Source organism: Blautia sp. MSK18_10, assembly GCF_020553185.1.
GTDB classification, from domain to species: Bacteria; Bacillota; Clostridia; order Lachnospirales; family Lachnospiraceae; genus Blautia_A; species Blautia_A wexlerae.
Window position 1 is genome coordinate 1 of the sequence record NZ_JAJCGT010000041.1, and the last position, 23,419, is coordinate 23,419.

The 23,419-nt window shown below is 39.9% G+C and carries 19 protein-coding genes, 2 pseudogenes and 2 riboswitches; of the genes and pseudogenes, 11 read left to right on the plus strand and 10 right to left on the minus strand.

The annotated features are described in order from the left end of the window. Positions 1 to 71: 71 nt before the first annotated feature. Together LI074_RS13975 and LI074_RS13980 are read right to left on the minus strand one after the other, a co-directional pair. Complete coding sequence (locus LI074_RS13975) at positions 72 to 215, minus strand: hypothetical protein (protein ID WP_173698310.1); 144 nt, start codon at positions 213 to 215, stop codon at positions 72 to 74. A 258-nt stretch (positions 216 to 473) separates the two neighbouring features. Next, on the minus strand, positions 474 to 4,907 hold the full coding sequence (locus LI074_RS13980; RefSeq protein ID WP_265107679.1) for an Ig-like domain-containing protein: 4,434 nt from the start codon (positions 4,905 to 4,907) through the stop codon (positions 474 to 476). 526 nt (positions 4,908 to 5,433) lie between these two features. On the opposite strand from LI074_RS13980, the gene LI074_RS13985 reads away from it, so the two are divergent. From LI074_RS13985 to LI074_RS14005, 5 genes are all read left to right on the plus strand, one after another. Next, positions 5,434 to 6,156, plus strand: a complete 723-nt coding sequence (locus tag LI074_RS13985; RefSeq protein ID WP_055053386.1) for a LytR/AlgR family response regulator transcription factor — start codon at positions 5,434 to 5,436, stop codon at positions 6,154 to 6,156. A 249-nt stretch (positions 6,157 to 6,405) separates the two neighbouring features. Continuing rightward, complete coding sequence (locus LI074_RS13990; RefSeq protein WP_147418846.1) at positions 6,406 to 7,089, plus strand: hypothetical protein; 684 nt, start codon at positions 6,406 to 6,408, stop codon at positions 7,087 to 7,089. After that, on the plus strand, positions 7,073 to 7,903 hold the full coding sequence (locus LI074_RS13995; protein WP_055053339.1) for a sensor histidine kinase: 831 nt from the start codon (positions 7,073 to 7,075) through the stop codon (positions 7,901 to 7,903). Before LI074_RS13990 ends, LI074_RS13995 begins: the two co-directional genes overlap by 17 nt. 18 nt (positions 7,904 to 7,921) lie before the next feature. After that, the gene (locus tag LI074_RS14000; RefSeq protein ID WP_022380938.1) at positions 7,922 to 8,809 is read left to right on the plus strand and encodes an AraC family transcriptional regulator; all 888 of its coding nucleotides are present in this window, start codon (positions 7,922 to 7,924) and stop codon (positions 8,807 to 8,809) included. A 169-nt stretch (positions 8,810 to 8,978) separates the two neighbouring features. Continuing rightward, positions 8,979 to 11,246 (plus strand): glycogen/starch/alpha-glucan phosphorylase, encoded by a 2,268-nt coding sequence (locus tag LI074_RS14005; RefSeq protein WP_173698312.1) that lies wholly within the window; start codon positions 8,979 to 8,981, stop codon positions 11,244 to 11,246. 185 nt (positions 11,247 to 11,431) lie between these two features. Here LI074_RS14005 and LI074_RS14010 read toward each other — a convergent pair whose 3' ends face one another. Next, entirely contained in the window at positions 11,432 to 12,643 is a 1,212-nt protein-coding gene (locus LI074_RS14010; protein ID WP_008707060.1) for an MBL fold metallo-hydrolase, read from the minus strand. A 378-nt stretch (positions 12,644 to 13,021) separates the two neighbouring features. Between LI074_RS14010 and LI074_RS14015 the strand changes: the two genes are divergently transcribed. After that, positions 13,022 to 13,669, plus strand: a complete 648-nt coding sequence (locus tag LI074_RS14015) for an endonuclease III domain-containing protein (protein WP_118566321.1) — start codon at positions 13,022 to 13,024, stop codon at positions 13,667 to 13,669. Between the two features lie 80 nt (positions 13,670 to 13,749). Here the strand turns inward: LI074_RS14015 and LI074_RS17985 are convergent. Further along, positions 13,750 to 13,848: pseudogene (locus tag LI074_RS17985) on the minus strand (DUF6783 domain-containing protein); the annotation flags it as partial. Here LI074_RS17985 and LI074_RS17990 point away from each other — a divergent pair. Then, positions 13,807 to 14,211 (plus strand): annotated as a pseudogene (locus tag LI074_RS17990) (DUF6783 domain-containing protein). The pseudogenes LI074_RS17985 and LI074_RS17990 sit on opposite strands and share 42 nt — an antisense overlap. A gap of 95 nt (positions 14,212 to 14,306) precedes the next feature. Here the strand turns inward: LI074_RS17990 and LI074_RS14025 are convergent. Further along, positions 14,307 to 15,113 (minus strand): DNA-3-methyladenine glycosylase family protein, encoded by an 807-nt coding sequence (locus tag LI074_RS14025; RefSeq protein WP_008707063.1) that lies wholly within the window; start codon positions 15,111 to 15,113, stop codon positions 14,307 to 14,309. A gap of 124 nt (positions 15,114 to 15,237) precedes the next feature. On the opposite strand from LI074_RS14025, the gene LI074_RS14030 reads away from it, so the two are divergent. From LI074_RS14030 to thiC, 3 genes are all read left to right on the plus strand, one after another. Beyond that, entirely contained in the window at positions 15,238 to 15,516 is a 279-nt protein-coding gene (locus tag LI074_RS14030; RefSeq protein ID WP_008707065.1) for a type II toxin-antitoxin system HicB family antitoxin, read from the plus strand. Between the two features lie 166 nt (positions 15,517 to 15,682). Beyond that, entirely contained in the window at positions 15,683 to 16,690 is a 1,008-nt protein-coding gene (locus tag LI074_RS14035; protein WP_173698313.1) for a fibronectin type III domain-containing protein, read from the plus strand. A gap of 101 nt (positions 16,691 to 16,791) precedes the next feature. Further along, a riboswitch (TPP riboswitch) is annotated at positions 16,792 to 16,900 on the plus strand. A 314-nt stretch (positions 16,901 to 17,214) separates the two neighbouring features. After that, the gene (gene thiC, locus LI074_RS14040) at positions 17,215 to 18,525 is read left to right on the plus strand and encodes a phosphomethylpyrimidine synthase ThiC (protein WP_008707069.1); all 1,311 of its coding nucleotides are present in this window, start codon (positions 17,215 to 17,217) and stop codon (positions 18,523 to 18,525) included. 59 nt (positions 18,526 to 18,584) lie between these two features. Here the strand turns inward: thiC and LI074_RS14045 are convergent, their stop codons facing one another. From LI074_RS14045 to LI074_RS14065, 5 genes are all read right to left on the minus strand, one after another. Then, a complete protein-coding gene (locus tag LI074_RS14045; protein WP_173698314.1) occupies positions 18,585 to 19,181 on the minus strand; it encodes a thiamine phosphate synthase in 597 nt (198 codons plus the stop codon). Continuing rightward, on the minus strand, positions 19,162 to 20,403 hold the full coding sequence (thiH, locus tag LI074_RS14050) for a 2-iminoacetate synthase ThiH (protein ID WP_008707072.1): 1,242 nt from the start codon (positions 20,401 to 20,403) through the stop codon (positions 19,162 to 19,164). The genes LI074_RS14045 and thiH overlap by 20 nt, the downstream gene beginning before the upstream one ends. 117 nt (positions 20,404 to 20,520) lie before the next feature. Continuing rightward, positions 20,521 to 21,300, minus strand: a complete 780-nt coding sequence (locus LI074_RS14055) for a thiazole synthase (protein WP_008707074.1) — start codon at positions 21,298 to 21,300, stop codon at positions 20,521 to 20,523. Between the two features lie 51 nt (positions 21,301 to 21,351). Beyond that, positions 21,352 to 21,555 (minus strand): sulfur carrier protein ThiS, encoded by a 204-nt coding sequence (thiS, locus tag LI074_RS14060; protein WP_008707075.1) that lies wholly within the window; start codon positions 21,553 to 21,555, stop codon positions 21,352 to 21,354. Between the two features lie 253 nt (positions 21,556 to 21,808). Then, a riboswitch (TPP riboswitch) is annotated at positions 21,809 to 21,917 on the minus strand. Positions 21,918 to 21,962: 45 nt separating this feature from the next. Further along, entirely contained in the window at positions 21,963 to 22,322 is a 360-nt protein-coding gene (locus LI074_RS14065; RefSeq protein ID WP_192927582.1) for a DUF6320 domain-containing protein, read from the minus strand. A 280-nt stretch (positions 22,323 to 22,602) separates the two neighbouring features. Between LI074_RS14065 and LI074_RS14070 the strand changes: the two genes are divergently transcribed. Then, positions 22,603 to 23,361, plus strand: coding sequence for a GntR family transcriptional regulator (locus LI074_RS14070; protein WP_020993167.1), 759 nt, complete (start codon positions 22,603 to 22,605; stop codon positions 23,359 to 23,361). Positions 23,362 to 23,419: the final 58 nt, after the last annotated feature.

Here is a 23,419-nt window from a genome sequence, read left to right on the forward strand (position 1 = left end):
CTGACGATACAAAAATTTATTATTTTTTATTGTCCTCTTGACGGGGAGCATACCAAGATACCTCCGGGGGATTATTTTTTGAACAATTTACATTCTATCTCCACATGTCTTAATACGTTACCGTATACTTTTCCTTTCCCGATACTTCCAATCACTTTATACATGTCCATAATGATTTTCAGACAGTCATTCTTATAATATTTTTCTTCTCCCATGGAAACAATACCGCTTTCACATATATTCTATATTCAGCGCTTGAAAGTACCGGAAATAATAATTTTTTCACGCACAAAGTCTTTAAAATCGCTTCTTTGTTTCCATTCTTTGATTATATCATGTCTTTTTTAGATCTAGTGTTAAAGTACATGAACAACTATATTTCGCTACATATTTGACACAGAATATTTATTTTTTAATATATTTATCTTTCCAGAAACTGCACACCAGTTTGGTGCACAGCCTCTGTTTGAAATTTACTTTACAGTTACTGTAATTGCTTTATACACGCCATTTTGTGCATATACCCATACAGTACAGCTTCCTTTTCCTGTTGCTTTGATCATACCGCTTGATGTTACTGTTGCTACATTCGTATTGCTGCTTTCATAGCAGAGCTTTCTGTGATGTTTGATTTTCTTGTCTTTCTTTACTTCTACTGCTGTGATCTGAGCTGTTTTGCCTTTCTTTAAGATTACTTCTGTGGCATTCTTCTTGTTTCCAATCTTTGTAATAGAAACTGTTTTTGCTACTCCATAGTTTCCACCTTTAGTTACAGCATGTATGGATACAGAAGCATCTGTAATCACTTTCTTTCCATCCACCAATTTGTATGCTTTTACTATGTATTTATAGTAAGTTTCTTTTTTCAGTTTAGTGTGCGTCCATGTTCTGGTCTTTCCATTTGTTATTGTAGCAAGTTTTTTATATTTATAAACTTTTCCATTACCATTACAACGGCTGCCATAAACGATATATCCGTCTGCTCCACTGATTCTTGTCCATTCTACCTTTATAGAATTATTAGACTGAGTTACAGAACGTGCTTTCAGATTTCCATATCCTGTTATTGTATTTATAGTTGGTTCGTTCGAAAGCTTTACTGTAATAGTTACTGATTCACTGAATTTACCATTTTCTGTCGTTGCTGTGATAGTAGCTTCACCATTGCCCACTGCCGTCACTTTTCCTTCAGCATCTACAGTAGCAACCTTCTCATCACTGGATTTCCAGATCAGCTTATCATATGCATTATCTGGTTCTACCTTTGCTGTAATCTGCAGATTGTCACCAATCTTTGTAAGCATTTTATTTTCTGTTGTAAGTGTCAGTTTCTCAGGTGCAATCTTTACTATGATAGTTGCTGTTGCGCTGTGTTTTCCATCTGCTGATGTTGCTGTGATGGTTGCTGTTCCGTTGGCAACTGCTGTTACTTTACCATCTTTATCTACTGTTGCAACCTTCTCGTCACTGGATTTCCATGTGATTGTCTTGTTGTCTGCATAAGACGGTTTCACTGTTGCTGTAAGCTGTAAAGTTTCACCCACTTTTGTCAGATCTGCTTTATCGTGTGATAAAGTTACATCTGTTACAGGATAGCTCGGTGTACTTGGATAGCTTGGTGAAGATGTGTTGTTTTTCACATCCACGTATGCTACTGCATAAGTAGAAAATTTATTGGTTTTGAAGCTCAGGTTATTACCATTACGTGTTGCATCCAGACGATCAACTTTGCTGTCATGGATACGGATTACATAAAAGTTTCTGGTAAATCCAGAAGGAACATTCCGTGCTTCTTCTGAAAGTTCCAGTTCAACTGTGACTTCATTTTTTGTATCCTTAATTTCACTTGATTTAACTTCATTATTTCCAGTTTTGATATTCTTACGCATAGATATATCAAAGTATTCTATTTTTTTCTGCTTCGGACTTACAGCTATATCTTTTATAATATTATCCAGTTCTGTTTCTGCCTTGGAAACTTCTTCTTTAGAAACTGTCTCCGTAATCTCCGTCACTTTTGTAGATATATTAATATCCACCTTTGTATTTGGATCCTCATACTTTTCTATTTCTTTAGGTGACAGGATATCCTTTACATTAATTTTATCCAACCCAGTAACTGTCGCATTAGTCACACCTGATTCAACAATAACTTCTGTAGAAATACAATTTCTTTTTTCATCTTTTTTTAATGTATTTGTTGGGATTATCTTTCTGCTGGTAAATTCTTTACCATTCATTGTTACAGTTGCATCAAAATAGATAACACTTACCTTTCCATCAACACTGTTCACTGACATTGGTATCACATCGCATCTTCTCGCTATTGTATGATATTCATTATCTGTACACTGGAAAATAGCGTATACCTCGTATTCTCCTACTATAACAGTACCATCATCAGCTATTTCTGTTTCTCTACGTGTATTCCACTCAAACCGCGGATTCTTGCTAAGATCAATTTCAGTCTTTTCTATCAGGCTATCTCTGGAATAAATTAAATAATTTAATTTGTCTGCAAGTTCTTTCTCATCATAATCATCATTACAACTATCCAGGAAATCTTTTACCCCAGTCAAAGCTGTCTCAAAAAATTCCCAACTGCCTTCTTCATAAATAGTTTTATCCAACTTTAAGCATTCCTGATACAATGTTTTCAAGTCGTCTAAAGTTGTAGCACTTACAGTAATATTCGATACTCCTTGCGCAAAAACCATGTAAAGCCCTGCATCCAAATAACGATGATGCCCATATGGACTCATCATGCTTAAACTGTTTATTGTATAGCATCCATTAATATCTGCTGCTACAAATTTATAGTCTCCTTCATAATTATTATCAGAAAGGAAAGAAATCTTATAAGACCCTGTTTTTGGAATATTAAAGCCCACATAATTCATTCCTCTGAATGTTTTAGTTTTATCAAAAGAAACTGTTTTACCTACACTTGAAGGTGACTCAAAGAGTTCAGTATATGAAAGGACTTCTAATTCTCCAGCATCTCTATATTCATTCCTTATCTCTGGAATACAACATTTTACTCTATGCATTCCGGGTTCTAACTCTTTAACAGAAGAATATATATCATCAAATAAGACTTCGATACTTAAATTATCCGGATTATCATCACTTTCATCTGGCGAAAGTAATACACTATATGTTTTTCCATTTACTTTATATTCTACTTCAAAATACAAATCTTCCAATACATCTGTTAAGTGACTTACACCTTTAAGAATCTGTTGGCTATTCTGATTTAATTTAATACTATTTATCTGAATATTATCTGTGACAAGTTCTACTGAAGCTGCATCCCCAAAATATCCCAGATACATTTTAGAGCCTGCACTTAAAGCAACTGATCTGTCAGCATAAACTTTATCCGCATATCTATCTAGCCATAATTTCTGATAAGACCACGTACTTCCATTAAAAGTTGCTGCAAGTAATGTAGTATCAGCATCTTCTGTATGACCTACAAAGCCAAGTTTAAAAGTCTGTGCTATATCTAACTTATTTTCTATATAAAAATATCTTGCATCATCATTTCCTGAAAATGTATATGTTTTAGAAGAATCCTCACTATTAGATAATCCACCGATTTCATTTCCTGAATCTGTTACATGTGCTACATTTAAATCAATATAGTAAGGCGTTTCATATTCATCTTCATCAAAACTTAATCCAATTGTATACTGTGTACCATCTTCCTTACGATCAAAAGACGAGATATACAATTCTCCATATTCCTCTATTTCATCGCCAAGTTTGATCGTTCTTGAAGTATCATCGGATAAATCAACCTCAAATTCTACATTTCTCAAGCATTTCTCTAAATCCTCCTTTTCCATACATTGCAGATATTCATCATACAGAATCGGAAGTTCCTGTGAATCCTTCATGCTTATATTGGAAATTTTACTTTCCTGAGGTGCTTCTGAAGTTATCGTTACCTTAAGAGAAAGATCCATCGGCCGTTTTTGAGCCAAAATCATATAATAAGTTCCTGCTTGCAGTTCAAGCGCTTCATCTTCCTCCCAACATTTTGTTTCCCAAAGTCTATCAGCAGAGTTCCAACTTTTAATATAAAAAATATCACTAAAATTCTTATAATATGTAGTCGTTTCCGCTACATTAAGTTTAAACCCATAATTATACGGATAATCATTATCATAATTTTTTATATATGTCCCATGATTAAGAAGAATTTCAAAAGAATCTCCCTTTTCGGTTACTGTATTATCTGCAAAAAATTTATCAAATGTTTTTACATTAACATCATAACCTTCACTCTTAACACTTGGATCTGCCTTGCAGAAAAAATGATACTTATATTGACCTAAAACAGTTGGACGCAGAGGCCTTGTATTTCCAGAGCTTTCATCCCACAAAAATTCTCCATTAGAATTTTCATATACAATACCAACTTCTCCATATCCATCAATATATCCGCTATTTGTCTTCAATTCAGTTTCATTTTCATCATCCAATATTACCGTAACTGGTAAATCAGAAGGAAACTCATTATCAATGACAGTTTCTGTTAAACATGTATAATCTGAAGGTAATTTCTGTTCATCAACAGAAATTTCTTTTATTGAAGGAACTTTCTTTATCGTAATATTTACATCACCGTCTGTGCCAGCAATATATATCGGATAAGAAGATCCTGAAGTTGTTTTCAATGTACAAGAGCCCTTATATGGCTCTGTTCCACTGGTAGGTAAAAGCTTTATATTAACAAGGGCACTATCCTTATTTGTTGATATACAATACGTAGCTGCTTCTTCTGGTTTAAAAATAAATTGTTCGTAAGCACTTACTGTCAATTCTTCTTCACCAGTAATTGTTTTTGTTTCACCAAGTAATTTTTCATTACTCTCAGATTCATCTCCTGCCGAAAACACATCTACAGGATCTTCCGCTATAAAAGCATCCTCATCTTCTTCACCTGAAGATACTATCGACTGAGTATCCACTTCTCCCTGCTGTGAATCAGTCTCATCTGCAGGTATTTCAACAGATTCCACATTTTCACTGCTATCCGAAAACAGATCTGCTGATTCTGACGCCCATGTCATATTCACCGGACTAACTGCTATAGTCGCAGCTAAAGTCCACGCCAGAACTTTCCTTAACTTTTTCCTTGCCATATGTTTTTCCTCCTTAATAGTATTTTGTTACTACAACTGCTTATCAAAAATATATCATATCTCACGTTTCAATATAACACTTTCACATAAACACCCATATTTCACTACATATTTAACCATTTTTTTCCAATCTTCCTCACAGATAAATTGCATCCCGTTATTTTTTATAGTATGATTATTGGAAATACAAATTCATTTTATCCATCTGTCATATCCGACAGATATTGTCACTGACATAAGAAACTACAACCACTTTAATCCAAAGGAGCTTAATCCAATTTTGAAACTTGCAATCTGCGAAGACAACCCTTCACATTATGAAATAATACATACTATTCTGCAAAAGTATCCTCCGGGAGCTTTTGAAATAACACATTTCGCATCCGGTGATGAATTTCTCCGGACTGTTGCTGAAAATGGATGTCCTTATTCCATTGTACTGACAGATATTGATCTTGGTTCTGACAATGTAAATGGCATCTCACTTGCAGAAAAGATCAACTATATCAGCCCGGACACTCAGATTATTTTTATCAGCCAGTATCTGCAATATGCTACCGCAGTATATGAGACAGAACATGCCTACTTTATCCATAAACAGCAGATGGAAAAGTATCTTCCTCTGGCTCTGAGGACAGCATGCCAGAAGCTCGAGAAACTGCATACACGGTATCTGTATTTCTCCGGAAATTCACGCAATTATCAGGTGCTCTGCTCCGATATTCTTTATCTGGAACGAAATCTGAGGCAGACCACGATCTATACCAGAACAGGAACATATACAACAAAAGAAAGACTGACAGCTCTTACAGAAAGAATGAAACCAGATTTCTGTCTCTGCCATAACAGCTTTGCCGTTAATCTTCATGCTGTACGTACTTACAGTCATAAGGGCATTATACTTTCTGATAATACAGAGATCCCTGTCAGCAGATCTTATTACCAGCAGTTTAAGGACGCGTTTGCTTTCATGATGCTTGCCGGTCACAGGGAGGTGCAGTAAATGAGCAGTCATATGATCAATCTATTCTTGTGTATTCTATCCAGCCTTTATCTGTGTTTTGGACTGCTTTACTTTTGCTGCAGGATCCTGCCAAGCAAACACAAGATCTCACTCCCGCTGTTTTTGTGTCTGTCAGTATTTATGGCACTGTTATTTTGGATCAAACGTGAATCACAGCATAATGGAATTACAATCGTATTTCAGCTTACAACATTTCTTGTAACACTTTTTTTATTCCAGGCATCTTTTATGAAAAAATTAGCCGTTTATTTTATTTTCCAGCTGCTGATAATCTGTCCGGAAATTTTATGTACCAGTGTTTTCATTGCACTTCATAATCTTTTTATACCGACCGATACCTATACTCCGCACAACCTGATATCCAGTTGTTCACCTGCAGAATATTTCGTTATCGAACTCTCCAACATCCTGCTTGGCCTGTTTCTTCTCTGGAAAATATCAGAAATCCTGCGGCAGTGTATAGATTATTTGAAAATACTCACCTTTTTACAACTGTTACTGCCACTGATCGCTCCGGTTTTTCTCAATGTTATAATTTCCCTTCAGAAAAAGCCCGAAGCAGTTCTGGCTCTGAGCATCATTTACTGGATCATATGCATCGGCAGTTATCTGTTGTTTCTGCGTGCAGTCCGTTCTTTAGCCCAACAGCACAGGGAATATTTACAGAAAAAAATGGAAATTAAGCTGATGAAAAAGCAGATAAACGATTCCGTTCAGTTAAGTAATGAATATGCCAGTCTCCGGAAATGGAATCACGATATTGAGAATCACATCATGTCTGTCATGTATTTGATGGATATGAAAAAATATGAGGAAGCAGAAACATATACCGCTTCTGTTCTGTCCCGGATTAATTGCAGACCACAAGAAAAACAACCAGAGGAGGATTGCAGTCATGAGAAAGAACATTAAATTGATTCCTTTATTTCTCTTCCTCTTTGTATTCCAGCTACTATATTTTCTGTCTACAATTTATACAGAAAAAATTGATCATATGTTTCTGATCCTAGCAGTATTTATGGTCCTTATCTGTATCCTTTTATACTGCGTTCTTTCTGATGTGTTAAAGAAATCCAATACTGAAATGGAACTGGCTTTTCTTCAAAAGCAGAAACAATTAAAACAGGAACAGGATTACAGTCTTCAGATTCGCAGACAGGATACTCGGGATTTTCAGATCAAAACTGTACAGGGACTTCAGGACTTCCAGTCACTCCTGGAACAGGAAAAATATGAACAGGCTGATACTGCCATCAGAAATCTGAATCAGACTTTTCAGAAGGAACGCTTTCATCCTTACTGTCAGAATAACCTGTTGCAGGCAATCCTGGAAGGGAAACGGCTTCGTGCAGAACAGAAACATATCCAGGTATCCTACGAGATCCTTTTACCGGAAAAGATTTCCATTAATACGACTGACCTGAGCAGTATATTTTTTAATCTTCTGGACAACGCTATCGAAGCTTGTAGCGCTTCCGGCAATCCTGATCCTGAAATCCGGCTGTCTGCAAACATTTCCAACGGATTTCTGACTGTGTATATGCACAATACCAAGAACCCGATGCAGACTTTTACACATAAGACTACGAAATCAGAACCGGGAGCTCATGGATATGGGCTTTCTATTATTGAAGATATCTGCCAGAAGTATAATGGCTCTTATCAGTGGATCGACCATAATAATACTTTTGATTCCATTGTCTTACTACAGATAAAAAATCTCTGAAAAAAGGAGGCGCTTTCCATGCCAGTTACTCCCACGATCGAAGTAGATGATACCCTGAAAGAACGAAGTTCTCACGGCTCCTTTGAACTTCCCATAGAAACTTATACAGACAACTGCGAAATCTTCCATTCCCTCTACAACCACTGGCATGACGAGATGGAACTGATCTATATTGAATCTGGCAGCGGACTGGTCCGTCTGAATAAAGAGATCCTCCGCGTCAAGGCCGGTGACCTGATCATTGTGAACCGTGGGGTTCTCCATGGCATAAAAACAGATCTGAAGAATATCCTTTATTTCCGTAGTATTGTTTTTGACCTGAACTTTCTGTCAGGCCCGGCGGGAGATTTATGTCAGGAACGTGTCATTTCCCTGTTGATGGATAATCAGGCGGAATTTACCCATATTATTTCCAGATCTGATGACAATTATGGGAATATCTGCCTGCTTTTTGACAGGATCCATTCCTGCCATAAAGAAAAAAAGCCGTATTATTTCGTAAAATTAAAGGCTCTGTTCTTCAGCTTTTTCTACGAAATGCTCATGGGAAATTACATCACTCCCGCAGATAAGGAAGAGAACAAAAGTCTTGCTTCTATTAAAAAGATCCTGGACTACATCAACCTCAATTATTCACAGTCACTGACCGCGGCAGAGCTCACTGCGCTCTCCAATTACAGCGAATACTACTTTATGAAACTGTTTAAGCAATATACCGGCAAGACTCTGATCGCCTACATCAATGACCTGCGCATCGAGAAAGCCAAGCCTCTGCTTCTGCATTCCGACTCCTCTGTCACAGAGATCGCACTGGAAGTAGGTTTCAACAACACCAGCTATTTCATCAAGAAGTTCCAGCAGGCAACCGGAATGTCTCCTCATAAGTTTCGCAGAAACCTGTCATAAAATCGCAATTTTGTTGTATTTTTTTGAATAGACTGCTGATATAGTTATAGATGTCAGCAAGAGAACTTCTCTTACTGATATAACCCAAGACAATACACTATTCAAACCTAAAAAAATAAGCAATCTAACTCATAAAAAACACATATTTATTTCAGAAAGGGAGATTACGATGGAAAATTTAGAAAAGCTCATCTATGACCTGTATAAGAAAAATGCACGCCAGTGCACAAATGAAGAAATTTACAACGCATTATTAATCTATACAAAAAATCAGCTCTTTGAAAAAGGCTATCATAATGGAAAGAAGAAAATCTATTATATTTCCGCAGAATTCCTGATCGGTAAATTATTATCCAACAACCTGATCAATCTGGGAATCTATGATGATGTTGCTGCATTCTTAAAAGAGAATGGAAAAGCCATCGCTGACATCGAAGAAGTTGAACCGGAACCATCTCTTGGAAACGGTGGTCTTGGACGTCTGGCAGCATGCTTCCTGGATTCCATCGCAACTCTCGGTCTTCCGGGCGAAGGTATTGGTCTGAATTATCATCTGGGTCTTTTCAAACAGCTCTTTGAGAACAGACTTCAGAAGGAAACTCCGAACCCATGGATTGAAGAACACAGCTGGCTCACACCTGCAGGTGTTTCCTATACTGTACCGTTTCGCGGATTTTCACTAAAATCTTCCCTGTACGATATCGACGTTGCAGGCTACAATAACAAATCCATTCATCTGCACTTATTTGACATTGATCTGGCAGATGAATCTATGGTTCACGATGGAATTTCCTTTAACAAAAAGGACATCCTTCACAACCTGACACTGTTCCTGTATCCGGATGACAGCGATGATGACGGACGTAAGCTCCGTATCTTCCAGCAGTACTTCATGGTATCCAATGCTGCACAGTTCATCCTTGACGAGGCAACAAAGAAAGGCTGCAACCTGCATGACCTTGCAGACTACGCAGTGATCCAGATCAACGATACTCACCCAAGTATGGTCATTCCGGAACTGATCCGTCTCCTGACAAAACGTGGAATCGCCTTTGATGAAGCTGCTGAAATCGTATCCAAAGTATGTGCTTACACAAACCATACCATCCTTGCAGAAGCTCTGGAAAAATGGCCAATGGACTACCTTCTTGATGTAGTTCCTCACCTTGTACCAATCATCGAAAAGCTGGATGAACAGATCAAAGCAAAATATCCTCAGGAAAATGTAGCCATCATCGACAAGAACAACCTGGTTCACATGGCACATATGGATATCCACTATGGATTCTCCATCAACGGTGTTGCTGCCCTGCATACAGAAATCCTGAAAACAAGCGAGCTGAAGGCTTTCTATGATATTTATCCGGAGAAATTCAACAACAAAACTAACGGTATCACATTCCGCCGCTGGTTAATGCACTGCAATCATCCGCTGACAGACTATATTACCTCTCTGATCGGTGATGAGTTTAAAACAAATGCAACTGCTCTGGAAAATCTCCTGAAATATAAGGATGATGAGGCAGTTTTGAACAAGCTTCTTGAGATCAAAACAGAAGCTAAGAAAACCTGTAAAGAATTTATCCTCTCTAACACAGGTGTTGAAATTAATGAGAACAGCATCTATGATATCCAGATCAAACGTCTCCATGAGTACAAACGCCAGCAGTTAAATGCTCTGTACATCATCAGCAAATATCTGGAGATTAAGGGTGGAAAGAAACCTGCTCAGCCTGTAACCTTTATCTTCGGTGCAAAAGCAGCTCCTGCTTATGTGATTGCAAAGGATATCATTCATCTTCTGCTCACACTCCAGGATCTCATCAAAGATGATCCGGAAGTTGCACCATACATGAAGCTTGTTATGGTTGAGAACTACAATGTATCCGCAGCCGAAAAATTATTCCCTGCATGCGATATTTCTGAGCAGATCTCCCTGGCTTCCAAAGAAGCAAGTGGTACAGGTAACATGAAGTTCATGCTGAACGGTGCCGTTACTCTGGGAACTATGGATGGCGCTAATGTTGAGATCAGCGAACTGGTTGGTGAAGATAACATCTATATCTTCGGTGAATCCAGTGAGAAAGTTATCGAACATTACGAGAAAGCTGACTACTGCTCCAGAGATATTTATGAAAATGACAAACGCATCAAGGAATGTGTTGACTTCATTGTAAGTGAAAAGATGCTGGCACTTGGCCACAAAGAAAATCTCGAAAGACTGCACCACGAACTGGTAAGCAAAGACTGGTTCATGACACTGCTTGACTTCAACGATTATGTTGAGAAGAAAGATCAGGCACTGGCTGATTACGCAGACAGAAAAACATGGGCAAAGAAGATGCTGGTTAATATTGCAAAAGCCGGATTCTTCTCTTCTGACAGAACTATCGAACAGTACAACAACGATATCTGGCACCTGACACCGGCAAAATAATCCAATAAAATTTGTGATCATATAAATTCTGTAAAAAACAAACAGCAGGCATTGTATATTCGATGGAATATACAGATGTCTGCTGTTTTATGTTTATCAGATCATAAAATCATAAAAATCTCCCACTGTATTAGTTCAAATCAGACTATAACTACGGCAACCGAATCCGAGCAAAATATACCGCTTTATATATCCTTGTAATAAGCAGGAGAGATAACATCCGCCTCCTTACAGGAACATCCGTTCTCGTAACTGTCGCAGCAGTCACAGTTTGAACAGTACATATGAGTATCCGGAATATAAAACAAGCCTCCATAGAGCGGTGAAGTACGGAGTTCTTTTGACTCTTTCTTGCTGTTGGCAAAATGGATTCCATTAGAGATCAGCATATTTTCAGGTTCATACTGAGAGAAATCAAAATAATGTCCCTGTGTTCCATGATGGGGCACCTTGATACACCAGTAATGTTCGTATAATGGCAATTTTCCATCATAGTTCTCTGCGATCATTTTCAGATGCTCAGGCTGTGCATCCCCGGTAAACAAAAGATTTAATTCCCCGTCTCTGGCATTCTGGAACACAATACTGATCTTATGCTTAAACTGCCGCAGATTTATCTGATTCTCATTCAGCCATGCCAGCAGTTTCTTAAAATCAGGAAGTGCTTTGATTCTGCGAAATTCACGCTCATACACATATGCCCGGATAATTTTCTGACGGACCTCCGGCTGTTCTGTCAGCTCAGATGCTGTTAAATCTGTTTCTTTTTCCACAGTTTCCGCCGGTTTATTGCCTTCAGCAGTCATAGACCATACAATCAGTCTCAGTTTCTCTGCAAATTCAAGCAGAACATCCATTACTTCTTTAAATTTCCCGTCTTCACAGATTCTGTTATAGACTTCGTCCGTCTCCTTCCGGATTACATCTGTATCCGGCCAGAGTGCCTGATATTTGTTTTCAAACAGTTTTCCCCTGCTTAACAGTTCCACGTTCTGTTTGTTCTCCAGAAGTGCATCCACCAGTGCAAACAGGCTGACCTGACGGCTTGGCAATCCGGATTCTTTTAACAAATCTGCCAGAAGCAGCAGCACCAGTGTTCTGCTCATTTCTTTTTTTGAAAAAACATCGGGAAGATAAATTTTCCCAAAGTCAACAGAAATATCTTTTTTCTTCATCATATAAAGAAGCCCTGACAGATGATCCATATGAAAATGTGTCAGAAGCAGATTTTTACTCTTGATCGTAGACAGATCTGAGATGATCACATCAAATATTTCTCTTCTGGGGCGCCCCTCTATCCTGCTGTTATTTGTTCCGAAATCTACCAGCAGACTCTTCTTTCTGTCCCGGAGACAGAAGCAGTCTCCGAAACCTACATTATACATTCGTACCTTCATTCTTTTCCCTCTTGTTTACAATGGTTGGTTTTATTTTAATATAGGGAAATTGGAAATGCAAGAGGGTGTTGTTTGTGTTATTATAGTGTCGTATGATTACTGGTTACTGTTCACATATCACTATTCCGCGAGGTGTTTTAGCATAAATATGCCAAAATCCCGAGACATACAAGCCAAAATCCCATTGCCGCAGGCAATCTGGAATGAATTTTGGCTGCGTTACTGAGAACAGAGTAAACAGTAACTCATCTGAAATAAAAGAGCGTGTTTGAAAAATGTTTTTCGCAAGATGTGTGTCATGATTTGTGAGAATGATTTTTCAAATACACCTGAGGAAAAACAAATATAAAATATCAGCAGAATGGAGATAGAACATTTATGACAAAACAGGAACTGGCTCTCGAGGTCATTGAACGGTTAAAAAGGGAATATCCGGATGCGGACTGCACTCTGGATTATGATAATGCATGGAAATTACTGGTAAGTGTGCGTCTGGCTGCACAATGTACAGATGCAAGAGTAAATGTAGTTGTACAGGATCTGTATGCAAAGTTCCCTACTGTAGAAGCTCTTGCAAATGCAGATGTTGCAGATATCGAATCAATCGTACGTCCCTGTGGTCTGGGTAAGAGTAAAGCAAGAGATATCAGTGCCTGCATGAAAATCCTCCACGAACAGTATCATGACAATGTTCCCGGGGATTTTGATGCTCTGCTGAAGCTTCCCGGAGTCGGAAGAAAGAGTGCCAATCTGATCATGGGAGATGTATTCGGCAAACCGGCGATCGTGACAGATACCCATTGCATCCGTCTCTCCAACCGCATCGGTCTGGTCGATAATATGAAAGAACCTAAGAAAGTAGAAATGGCTTTATGGAAGATCATTCCGCCGGAAGAAGGCAATGATCTCTGTCACCGCCTGGTCAATCATGGCCGCGATGTCTGTACAGCACGCACTAAACCTTACTGTGACAGGTGCTGTCTGAATGATATCTGTGAAAAAAATGGTGTAGACAGCCAGGAATAATTATTTTATACACATATAACCAAAATAATCCATACCATTATACACATTATCCCAAAGAAAATCCCCATCTCTGTGTTTCTTTAACCAGAGCGTGTCTGAAAAAGGCTTTCTGCAAGATGTGCGTCACAATTTGTGGGATATTTTGCCCGGATGAGGGCGCCGTAGTGGGCTACGGCAACTGAATTCGGGTGAAATATCCCGCAAAGTGGGGCGTGCAGATTGCGGGAATGATTTTTCAGACACACTCTAGCTCAGCAGATGAGGACTTTCTTATTTGTCTAAATGTGCTCCTCAAGGCTTGCGAAGAAAAGTTCATAGAAATCGTCTTCCCCTGCAAGCTTCGGAGAGTTTTCACCTCCACCGTTTGTACTTCTTCGCATGGTAGCATAAAATTCTTCTCCGGCTGTGATCAGATCCATCTCATAAATCTGATATCCCAGTTCCCGACACTTCGCGCAGAAAGCGGCAAGCGGCTGTTCCGCCTTTCTGGTATCCATCAGTTCCTGCCAGATGTTACGGTCTTTCAGTGCTTTTTCTCTTAATTCGTCTAACATTGCTCCGATTTCCATAATAACATTCCTTCTCTTTGTTTTCTGACCTTCATCAAATAACTATTCCATCGTTATCTGCCGAATTGTTACTTCATCAATTCATAATAAAATATATACTGCTGCATCACGCCCCGGCAGCCCTTATAACGTCTGTTTGGAAATCCCCGTTTATAATGGGCATCCAATGCCTGGCGGATGTGAGTATCTACAGGAAATGCATCCAGCTGATGCAATCCGAAAAGACAGATACAGTCAGCTACTTTCTCACCAACTCCATACAGTCCCAGCAGTTCTTTTCGTGCAGCTTTATAAGTCATATCATGCAGACTGTTAAGTGAAATATCTCCGAAACAGACTTTTCTGGCTGTGTCCAGCACATATTTTGCTCTGTATCCCAGATTGCACTCCCGAAGCTGTTCTTCCGTTGCCAAAGCCAATGCCTCTGCAGTCGGAAACGCATAATATTCTGCACCTGTGCTGCTTGTTTTTCTTACTCCAAATTCCCGGCTGATATTTTCAATACACTTCTTTATTCTTGTAATATTATTCTGTTGAGAGATCAGAAATGAAATAATCATCTCCCACAGATCCTGTTGCAGAATGCGGATTCCGCTTCCCATCTCTCCTGCTGCTGTCAGATATTTATCCCTTGGATTGATCATGTTTATATATTCACTGTAATCACAATCCAGATCAAAATACCGGATCCAGAAGAAAATGAAATCTTCTTCCGGACAAAAGAAATTGACAATTCCTCTCTCCTGAGTCAGTTCCAGATATTTATCTCCCGCAATCACCCGGTAACGATCATCACCGATCTGATCCATCCGAAAGCACTGCCCGGATCTGCAGATCTGCCCCAGGTCAAAATTATCCATTTCTATTGTCAGCATACTATATAACCCCTTATCCTTCTGTTACCAATGTTACTAATAACTCTTTTTTTTCTTGATGAATATATGAATGTATTATATACTATTCTAAGTATAAACGTAAAGCAGAAAGGGGTTCTTACCAATGAAATTTATATATCCTGCGGTTTTCCGCAAAAATGAAGAAGGCAGATATAAAGCATTTTTTCCGGATCTTGCCTGTTGTGAAGCTGAAGGCGACACTCTCGACGATGCGATCGATAATGCAAACGAGGCTGCTTATAACTGGATTTATGCAGAAGTAATGGAAGATGAAATGGATCTCCCTGCAATTTCCGATGAATCCGATCTGGATCTGTTGGAGGGAGATATTGTAAGAAATATTCAGGTCAATATCCGTATGTATGACGGATGGGATGAGTAACCACTACCCGCAACGACAAATTACAGAAATTCAGCTCCGTTATGTTACAATAAATCAAACATTAACGGAGCTTTTTTATTATTTAAATCTGCTCAGACACACTTCGGTGTACTATCTGCAAAACGATTTTTTTCTCTCGTTTTGCACTTCAAAAGGAGGTTTTACTATGAAAGCAAGAAGTTTTAAAAAATTCTTTGTGAGTATTGCACTCAGTGCTGTTCTCACATTATCGTCCGCTTCCTCTGTATTCGCAGCCACAGCACAGCTGGTACCCGCTGAACAATCTGTGGAACTGACTCAAAGTGACGATTCTGATGCCCCTGCCATTGAATCATCCGATGCACAGAATGCCTGCGCTTCTCTTACCGCCCAGCCAGGGATCAGACAGACAGCAGCTTCCGAGAATTCTGTAACTATTCAGTGGAACCCTGTTACCAATGCTTCCAAATATGCTGTCAATATCAGCCCTTTAAGTTCCTCTTCCTATCGTTTTCTCGGCTATATTGGCAATACCCGCAACAAAGCTAAGATCAATAAGCTAAAAGCAGGAACTGCTTACGTTATTAAAATCACAGCACTGAATTCATCCGGCATTGCGATTTCTTCCCGTACTGTGGGATGTACCACGCTTTATTCAAAGGTAAAGATTAAATCTTCCTATGCATCAACCGGCAGATATACCTTCAATATGCAGACTGTAAACCCTTCAAACTCCATTACAGGTTATAAGGTTGTATACCAGAGTTCTGCAGCCCACAAACTTATAACTAAATATTTTAATACCAGATATTCCTTTACCATTCCAATATCCGGCAATACATTTTATCAGGTGAAGATTTACCCTTACCTGGTTCTGGGAAATAAACGGTATGTAAGTTCAACCTCTACGGACAGATATATTTCCAATGTCATCACTCTTCAGAAAGCAGGCAACACAAACAGCTCCATGAGCGTAAAATGGAACAGAACTGCCGGTGCAGACAATTACAGTATTTACATAAAATATCCGGGAAGCAGTTCTTTCAAAAAAGTAAAAACAACAACTTCCAATTTCTTTACACTCACCGGAATGAAAAAGAATACCAAGTACGGCATTAAGGTAATTGCCAATAAAAAAGTGAAAAACAAAGTATGGCATTCTGATTCCAAAGCCTATAATATGTCCTTAGTCTGACCATAGTTATCCATAGCAATTGCATAAATCCGGCTACGTTATCAATGACGTAGCCAAAATTTTATATTGACTTTCCCATATCTAAGTGATACACTGATTGTAATTGAGACAAGGGGTGCTTGTGTAAACAGGCTGAGAGTAAGCTGTATCGCTTTAACCCATTACCTGATTTGGATAATGCCAACGTAGGGAAAGTTATAGTTCTTCCACACTGCAATATGCTTGTTGGCATATTGCAGTTTTCCTTTTACTCTGAACGGACATATCATATTATCTCCCCCCTGTTTTAATTGCGGACAAATAGTCAGGCAAATGATTTCATACGCCTGAAAGGCAATAAAATATTGCCACGACAGACCGGGGGCACCACTCTCTGTCACACCAATAGTTTACTTAAAAACTTACGAATATGCGCAGGTGCAAGTCCCTGCTGTATGCAGGAGGCGCAGTTCATTTAATATTGCTGTTTATCTATTACTATGTGCAGCAATTAAGAGCCCACAGTGCAGGGCAAGGAGGAAAAAATGACACAGTATACAACGCAGATGGACGCGGCACGTCAGGGAATCATCACACCACAGATGGAAATCGTAGCAGAAAAAGAACACTTTGACGTGGAAGAATTAAGAGAACTGATTGCAAAAGGACAGGTAATTATTCCCTGCAACAAAAATCACAAGAGCATCAGTCCGAGCGGTGTCGGTGCAAAGCTGACCACCAAGATCAATGTAAATTTAGGTGTTTCCAGAGACTGGAAAGACGTTGATATGGAATATGAAAAGGTACATTCAGCAGTAGAAATGGGTGCAGAAGCCATCATGGATCTCAGCTCCTACGGAGATACCAGAAGCTTCCGCCGCAAACTTACATCCGAATGTCCGGCAATGATCGGTACTGTTCCGATCTACGACGCAGTAGTATATTATCACAAAGCACTTGGTAAGATTACTTCTGAAGAGTGGATTGATATCGTACGTATGCATGCAGAAGACGGCGTGGATTTTATGACTATCCACTGCGGTATGAATCGTGCAACCGCAGCACGTTTCAAACAGAATAAACGTCTCATGAACATTGTTTCCAGAGGTGGTTCTATTATGTTCGCATGGATGGAAATGACAGGAAAAGAGAACCCGTTCTATGAACATTTTGATGAAATTCTTGATATCTGCAGAGAGTATGATATCACTTTAAGTCTGGGAGATGCATGTCGTCCCGGATGTATTGCAGATGCAACTGATACTGCACAGATTGAAGAGCTGATCACTCTCGGTGAGCTTACCAAACGTGCATGGGAAAAGGATGTTCAGGTTATGATCGAGGGACCTGGCCACATGCCGCTGAACCAGATCGCAGCTAATATGGAAATCCAGAAAACTCTTTGCCATGGCGCTCCTTTCTATGTACTTGGACCGCTTGTAACAGATGTTGCTCCCGGATATGACCACATTACTTCCGCAATCGGCGGTGCGATCGCTGCTTATTCAGGTGCTGCTTTCCTCTGCTATGTAACACCTGCAGAACATCTTCGTCTGCCAAATGCAGCTGATGTAAAAGAGGGAATTATCGCTGCCAAAATTGCTGCTCATGCTGCTGATATTGCCAAAGGAGTTCCCGGTGCCGCAGAATGGGATTATAAGATGAGCGAAGCGAGAAAACGTCTTGACTGGGAAGAAATGTTCAAACTCAGCATGGATCCTGAGAAAGCAAGACGCTACCGCGCAGAGGCCAAACCTGAGAAAGAAGACACCTGCAGTATGTGCGGAAACTTCTGTGCCGTAAAGAATACAAACCGTATTCTGGATGGTGAAATTGTTACTATTTTTGATGAATGATGTTTTTATAAAAGCCGTATTTCAACATGTTTGATTGTTGAAATACGGCTTTTTATTTACTATATCTTCATCATATCTGACATAATACATCCACCGGCTGAACCATGTTCCATAATCTCATTTAACTGTCCTGTTCCCGGATGTATCCCTCCTATGGCATATACAGGAATCTTTACTGCTTTACAGACATTCTCCAGAAATTCCAGTCCTCTGGGTGGAAGTCCTTTTTTACAGTCAGTTGTATAAATATGTCCTGCCGTAAGATAATCAGCTCCCAGACTTTCTGCTTTCAATGCATCTTCTACGGAGTGAACCGAACTTCCGATCTGCCGGAAACCGCCAAGCTTTCCCTCATATTTTTCCAACAGAAATATTGGCAGATGAATGTATGGATGATGCAGTTTTTCTGCTACATTTACATAGGTATGTAATATGCAGGGAACCTGATATCTCTTACAGATTTCCAGTATCTGCTCTGCCAGACGAGAATATTCTTCCTCCGGCAGATCCTTTTCCCTCAGAATAACCGCCTTCGGATGAAGGCTGCATACACGCTCGATCTGTTCTGCAAAGGGACGTTGACACAGGGAGCGGTTGGTCACTGCAATTACATTTTCATAAGGATTTTTCTGTATTTTAGAGGTACACATAATCATTCATAACCGGCTGAAGATCATGATCCAAAAGTGCCTTATAGACTTCATCTACAGACCTTCCGTCTGAAATCTCAAACTGGTCATCTCCTTTATCTTCGATATCCTCCACATGACTTCCGATTCCTGTGCTGACTCCTGCTGAAATCTTTGTCGCAGCAATTCCAACCAGGTTATCGCGTACACGCTCACACTCTCTGGTAGATACCGTAATGCTTGCAAATGGCATGAATAGACGATAGGCGCAGACCACCTGAAGCAGCTGTGGTTCATGTACATCCATAGGATTAATACGGTCATTGTTGATGATCGGCCGAAGTCTCGGACAGGAAAATGCAATCTCTGCATGAGGATATTTTCTCTGCAAAAGATATGCATGATATCCGGTGGCAAAAGCATCCTTACGGAAATCATCCAGTCCCAGAAGTGCAGCAAATCCTACTCCTCGCATACCACCCTTTAAAGCACGTTCCTGTGCGTTCAGACGATAAGGAAATATACGCTTGTGACCTGCAAGATGCAGAGTTTCATACTTATCTGAATTATAAGTTTCCTGGAATACCGTTACATAATCAGCTCCGCACTCATGGAGATGTGCATACTCATCTGAATTCATAGGATAAACTTCAAGTCCGATTACTTTGAAATATTTTCTGGCAATCTTACATGCTTCCCCGATATATTTTACATCAGATTTCGCTCTGCTCTCTCCTGTAAGAATCAGGATTTCCTGCAGTCCTGTCTTTGCGATAGCAGCCATTTCCTTATCAATCTCTTCTGCATTCAGCTTTGCTCTGCGGATCTTATTATGGCAGTTAAATCCGCAGTAAATACAGTAATTTTCACAGTAATTTGCAATATAAATAGGGGTAAACATATACACACTGTTCCCAAAATGTTTCCTGGTTTCTTTCTGCGCAGCCTGCGCAATTTCCTCCAGAAGAGGCAACGCAGCCGGAGACAGCAATGCCTGAAAATCCTCTGGTGTACGGTTATCATGAGCAAGTGCCCTGCGTACATCTGCCTCTGTATATTTATCATAATCGTAAGCATTCATGGCAGAAATAACCTGATCCATCACGTCTGATTCTTCCAGTACTTCCATTCCCGGAAGATATTTCATATGATCGATCCTGTTCTTTTTCATATCTTCCAGAATCACTTCATTGACAATACTTTCGTTGAAGTGTTCCCCATGTTCCATATTTTTTTCTGTTGTTTCCATTGATGTTTTCTCCTCTTTATTACCATTTGGCAACTTTCGTTTTCCTATAAATTAATACCTACTCCGCAGTTATAGCAATCCTCTAAAATAATGCATCTTAGAATGATTTTTTATTTATTACTCATGAAGAAAACCAGTCAGTGGAGAGGATGCGCTTGCACCTTTTTCCAGGGTTCTTCCCAGTCCGGCAAGGTATGCACTTCGTCCTGCTTCAATAGCTTTTTTAAATGCTTCAGCCATTATCTGCACATCACCTGCTGTGGCAATCGCAGTATTTGCCATAACTGCAGATGCCCCCATCTCCATGGCTTCACACGCCTGAGAAGGACGTCCGATTCCTGCATCTACAATGATCGGGAGCTCAATTTCGTCAATCAAAATCTGGATAAATTCCTTAGTGCACAGACCTTTATTAGAGCCGATCGGAGAACCCAGCGGCATGATGCAGGCAGCTCCGGCATTTACCAGATCTCTGGCTGCATTCAGATCCGGGTACATATAAGGCATTACTACAAATCCTTCTTTTGCAAGAATTTCTGTAGCTTTAACAGTTTCATAGTTATCCGGAAGCAGATATTTTGAATCATGGATCACTTCGATCTTTACGAAATCACCGCATCCGATTTCTCTGGAAAGCCTGGCAATACGAACTGCTTCTTCTGCATTTCTGGCACCTGAAGTATTAGGAAGAAGAGTAACATTTTTCGGAATATAGTCCAGAATATTTGCCAGTCCACCTTCATTGGCACGACGCAGAGCCAGAGTAATGATCTGCGCATCTGCCTTTTCAATACATGCTTTCACCAGATCCAGAGAAAATTTTCCGGATCCCAGAATAAAACGGGAAGTAAATTCATGACCTCCCAGAATCAGTTTGTCTTCATTATTTGTACTCATAATTTAAGTCCTTCTTTCGTATATTATAATGTGATATCAGGATATTCCTGTTTATCTTCCACCTCCCATGAAGCTGACTATTTCCAGTATGTCATTTTCATGTAAAACAGTAGTGCTGTACTCGGCTTTTGACAGAATTCTTTCATTTAATTCTACTGCGATCTGGCTGGGCACATAGCTGTTTTCCTCCAAATATTGCCCTATTGTAAGAGTATTCTGCAATTCTTTTGTTTTTCCATTAACAGTAATAAGCATACTTTCTCCTTTCCGGGAAAAGAAGGTCCGGCCTCTACAACATAAAAAAGAGTCCACAAAAGAATACACCCGCGGTGGTGCACCCCTTCATGAACTCTGTTCACTCTCATCTTTCCCAATATTCATCTGTTATAATGTAAATTTCCCTGTAAGCCCCCGGTTTTCTCTCACTTATTACAGATTGATTACCGGACAGCTGAATTTCTTCAAATGCATGAGATAAATAAAAAGGAGATGCCAGTCATCTCCCTTTAAAATCATATCTTATAGGTTCCTACGTTGGCATTATCCAAATCAGGTATATGGGTCGAAGTTGATGACTTCCTCTCAGCCTGCACTCACAAGCTCCCCTTTCTTTACATGGGTAAAGTATAATCTTTTATCCCATGTGTGTCAAGACCATATTTCTACATCCTCAGTTTCTTATGAGACTCCCGCATCGTATCCTTCTTGCAGAAGATAAACAGTGCAGCCAATGTCAGAAAACTGATTCCGGCACAGATTACTGAAGGTACGGCAAACTGCACGATTCCAGTCCAAACCAATATCATCGGAATCAGTCCTGCAATTCCGGCCTGTACAAGATAAAACAGATATTCTTCCCTTTCCAGACGGTTTATTTTTGCGATCACAGGAACAGAAAACTGCACTGCCAATATCCCGAAAGGAATCACAAAATCCACAGACCAGCCCTTCCATCCGGTAAACCGGTCCCATAGGATTGCGATTACTGATATGAGCAAAAGCCCGTCTTTAGGATTTAGCACTTTATTTTTTGAGAGTTAATGAAATATATTTTATCCTCAAGTCAGCATATTTGCTGGCTTTTTTCTTTGTTTTAAAAACTTGACAAATTTTCTTTTTTATACTTGCATTTATGGTGCTATGGTGCTATACTATAAGAGGGTGACTTTTATGGCATATTTTCTTAAAAAAACTAACAACAAAAATTGTATCTGGGGCTGGCCGTCGCGCTAGCGACTTGGTACAATATGATGATATGGCATTTAATTATATCATCGCTGATGCGAAGGGGAGATGGAAACAATGATGATCATGGATAGCAGCAAGCCGCTGTATCTGCAGGTGAAGGCAGATATTAAAAACCGTATCCTGTCGAAGCAGTACATGCCGGGAGATAAGCTTCCGACGGAGAACGAGCTAAGTGACCAGTATAATGTGAGTAAAATCACGATTCGAAAGGCGATACAGAATTTATCCGATGAGGGATATGTCAATAAGGTCCAGGGAAAGGGCACCTTCATCAATTTCAAGAAGGACAAGCTGTATCTGAATAAGACCAGCGGCTTCAAGGAAAGTCTGTCGAGCCTTGGACACGCGTCCAGACACGATATCATCCAGGCATCGTTCCTGAACGCGGATGAGGATATCGCAGAGAAGCTGATGATTCCGATGGGGACGAAGGTCGTCTACATCGAGCGTCTGGTCTGGCAGGATAACGAACCGATCGCGATCGATAAGATCTACATCGAGGATGCCCGCTTCCCGGACTTCATCACGACACTTTCGAAAGATCGCTCGTTCTACCAGGTGATGGATGAGTGCTATCATATCCGGCCGAATCATTCCGTCCTCGAAATCGACGGAAAGGCTGCGCAGAGCCACAGCGCAGATACTCTGAAGTGCAACGTCGGCGACCCGCTGTTTTCGATTCATAAAATCAGCTATGATCAGGATGGTAAGCCGATCCACTACTCGCTGACGACGGTCCGCTGTGATCGCGTCACCTATGTCGTTTCCACAAACGACTCCACGGTCATGGACGAGAAGATCAAGTCGAACTGAGCTTCGATCCACAACAGAAGGACGCTTCAGCCAGAACCAGCACAAACACAATCACAGA

Coding starts and splice junctions, on each gene's coding strand:
- LI074_RS13975 (WP_173698310.1), bottom strand. CDS start 215: ATGGGAGAAGAAAAATATTATAAGAATGACTGTCTGAAAATCATTATG.
- LI074_RS13990 (WP_147418846.1), top strand. CDS start 6,406: ATGAAAAAATTAGCCGTTTATTTTATTTTCCAGCTGCTGATAATCTGT.
- LI074_RS13995 (WP_055053339.1), top strand. CDS start 7,073: ATGAGAAAGAACATTAAATTGATTCCTTTATTTCTCTTCCTCTTTGTA.
- LI074_RS14000 (WP_022380938.1), top strand. CDS start 7,922: ATGCCAGTTACTCCCACGATCGAAGTAGATGATACCCTGAAAGAACGA.
- LI074_RS14005 (WP_173698312.1), top strand. CDS start 8,979: ATGGAAAATTTAGAAAAGCTCATCTATGACCTGTATAAGAAAAATGCA.
- LI074_RS14010 (WP_008707060.1), bottom strand. CDS start 12,643: ATGAAGGTACGAATGTATAATGTAGGTTTCGGAGACTGCTTCTGTCTC.
- LI074_RS14015 (WP_118566321.1), top strand. CDS start 13,022: ATGACAAAACAGGAACTGGCTCTCGAGGTCATTGAACGGTTAAAAAGG.
- LI074_RS14025 (WP_008707063.1), bottom strand. CDS start 15,113: ATGCTGACAATAGAAATGGATAATTTTGACCTGGGGCAGATCTGCAGA.
- LI074_RS14030 (WP_008707065.1), top strand. CDS start 15,238: ATGAAATTTATATATCCTGCGGTTTTCCGCAAAAATGAAGAAGGCAGA.
- LI074_RS14035 (WP_173698313.1), top strand. CDS start 15,683: ATGAAAGCAAGAAGTTTTAAAAAATTCTTTGTGAGTATTGCACTCAGT.
- thiC (WP_008707069.1), top strand. CDS start 17,215: ATGACACAGTATACAACGCAGATGGACGCGGCACGTCAGGGAATCATC.
- LI074_RS14045 (WP_173698314.1), bottom strand. CDS start 19,181: ATGATTATGTGTACCTCTAAAATACAGAAAAATCCTTATGAAAATGTA.
- thiH (WP_008707072.1), bottom strand. CDS start 20,403: ATGGAAACAACAGAAAAAAATATGGAACATGGGGAACACTTCAACGAA.
- LI074_RS14055 (WP_008707074.1), bottom strand. CDS start 21,300: ATGAGTACAAATAATGAAGACAAACTGATTCTGGGAGGTCATGAATTT.
- thiS (WP_008707075.1), bottom strand. CDS start 21,555: ATGCTTATTACTGTTAATGGAAAAACAAAAGAATTGCAGAATACTCTT.
- LI074_RS14070 (WP_020993167.1), top strand. CDS start 22,603: ATGATGATCATGGATAGCAGCAAGCCGCTGTATCTGCAGGTGAAGGCA.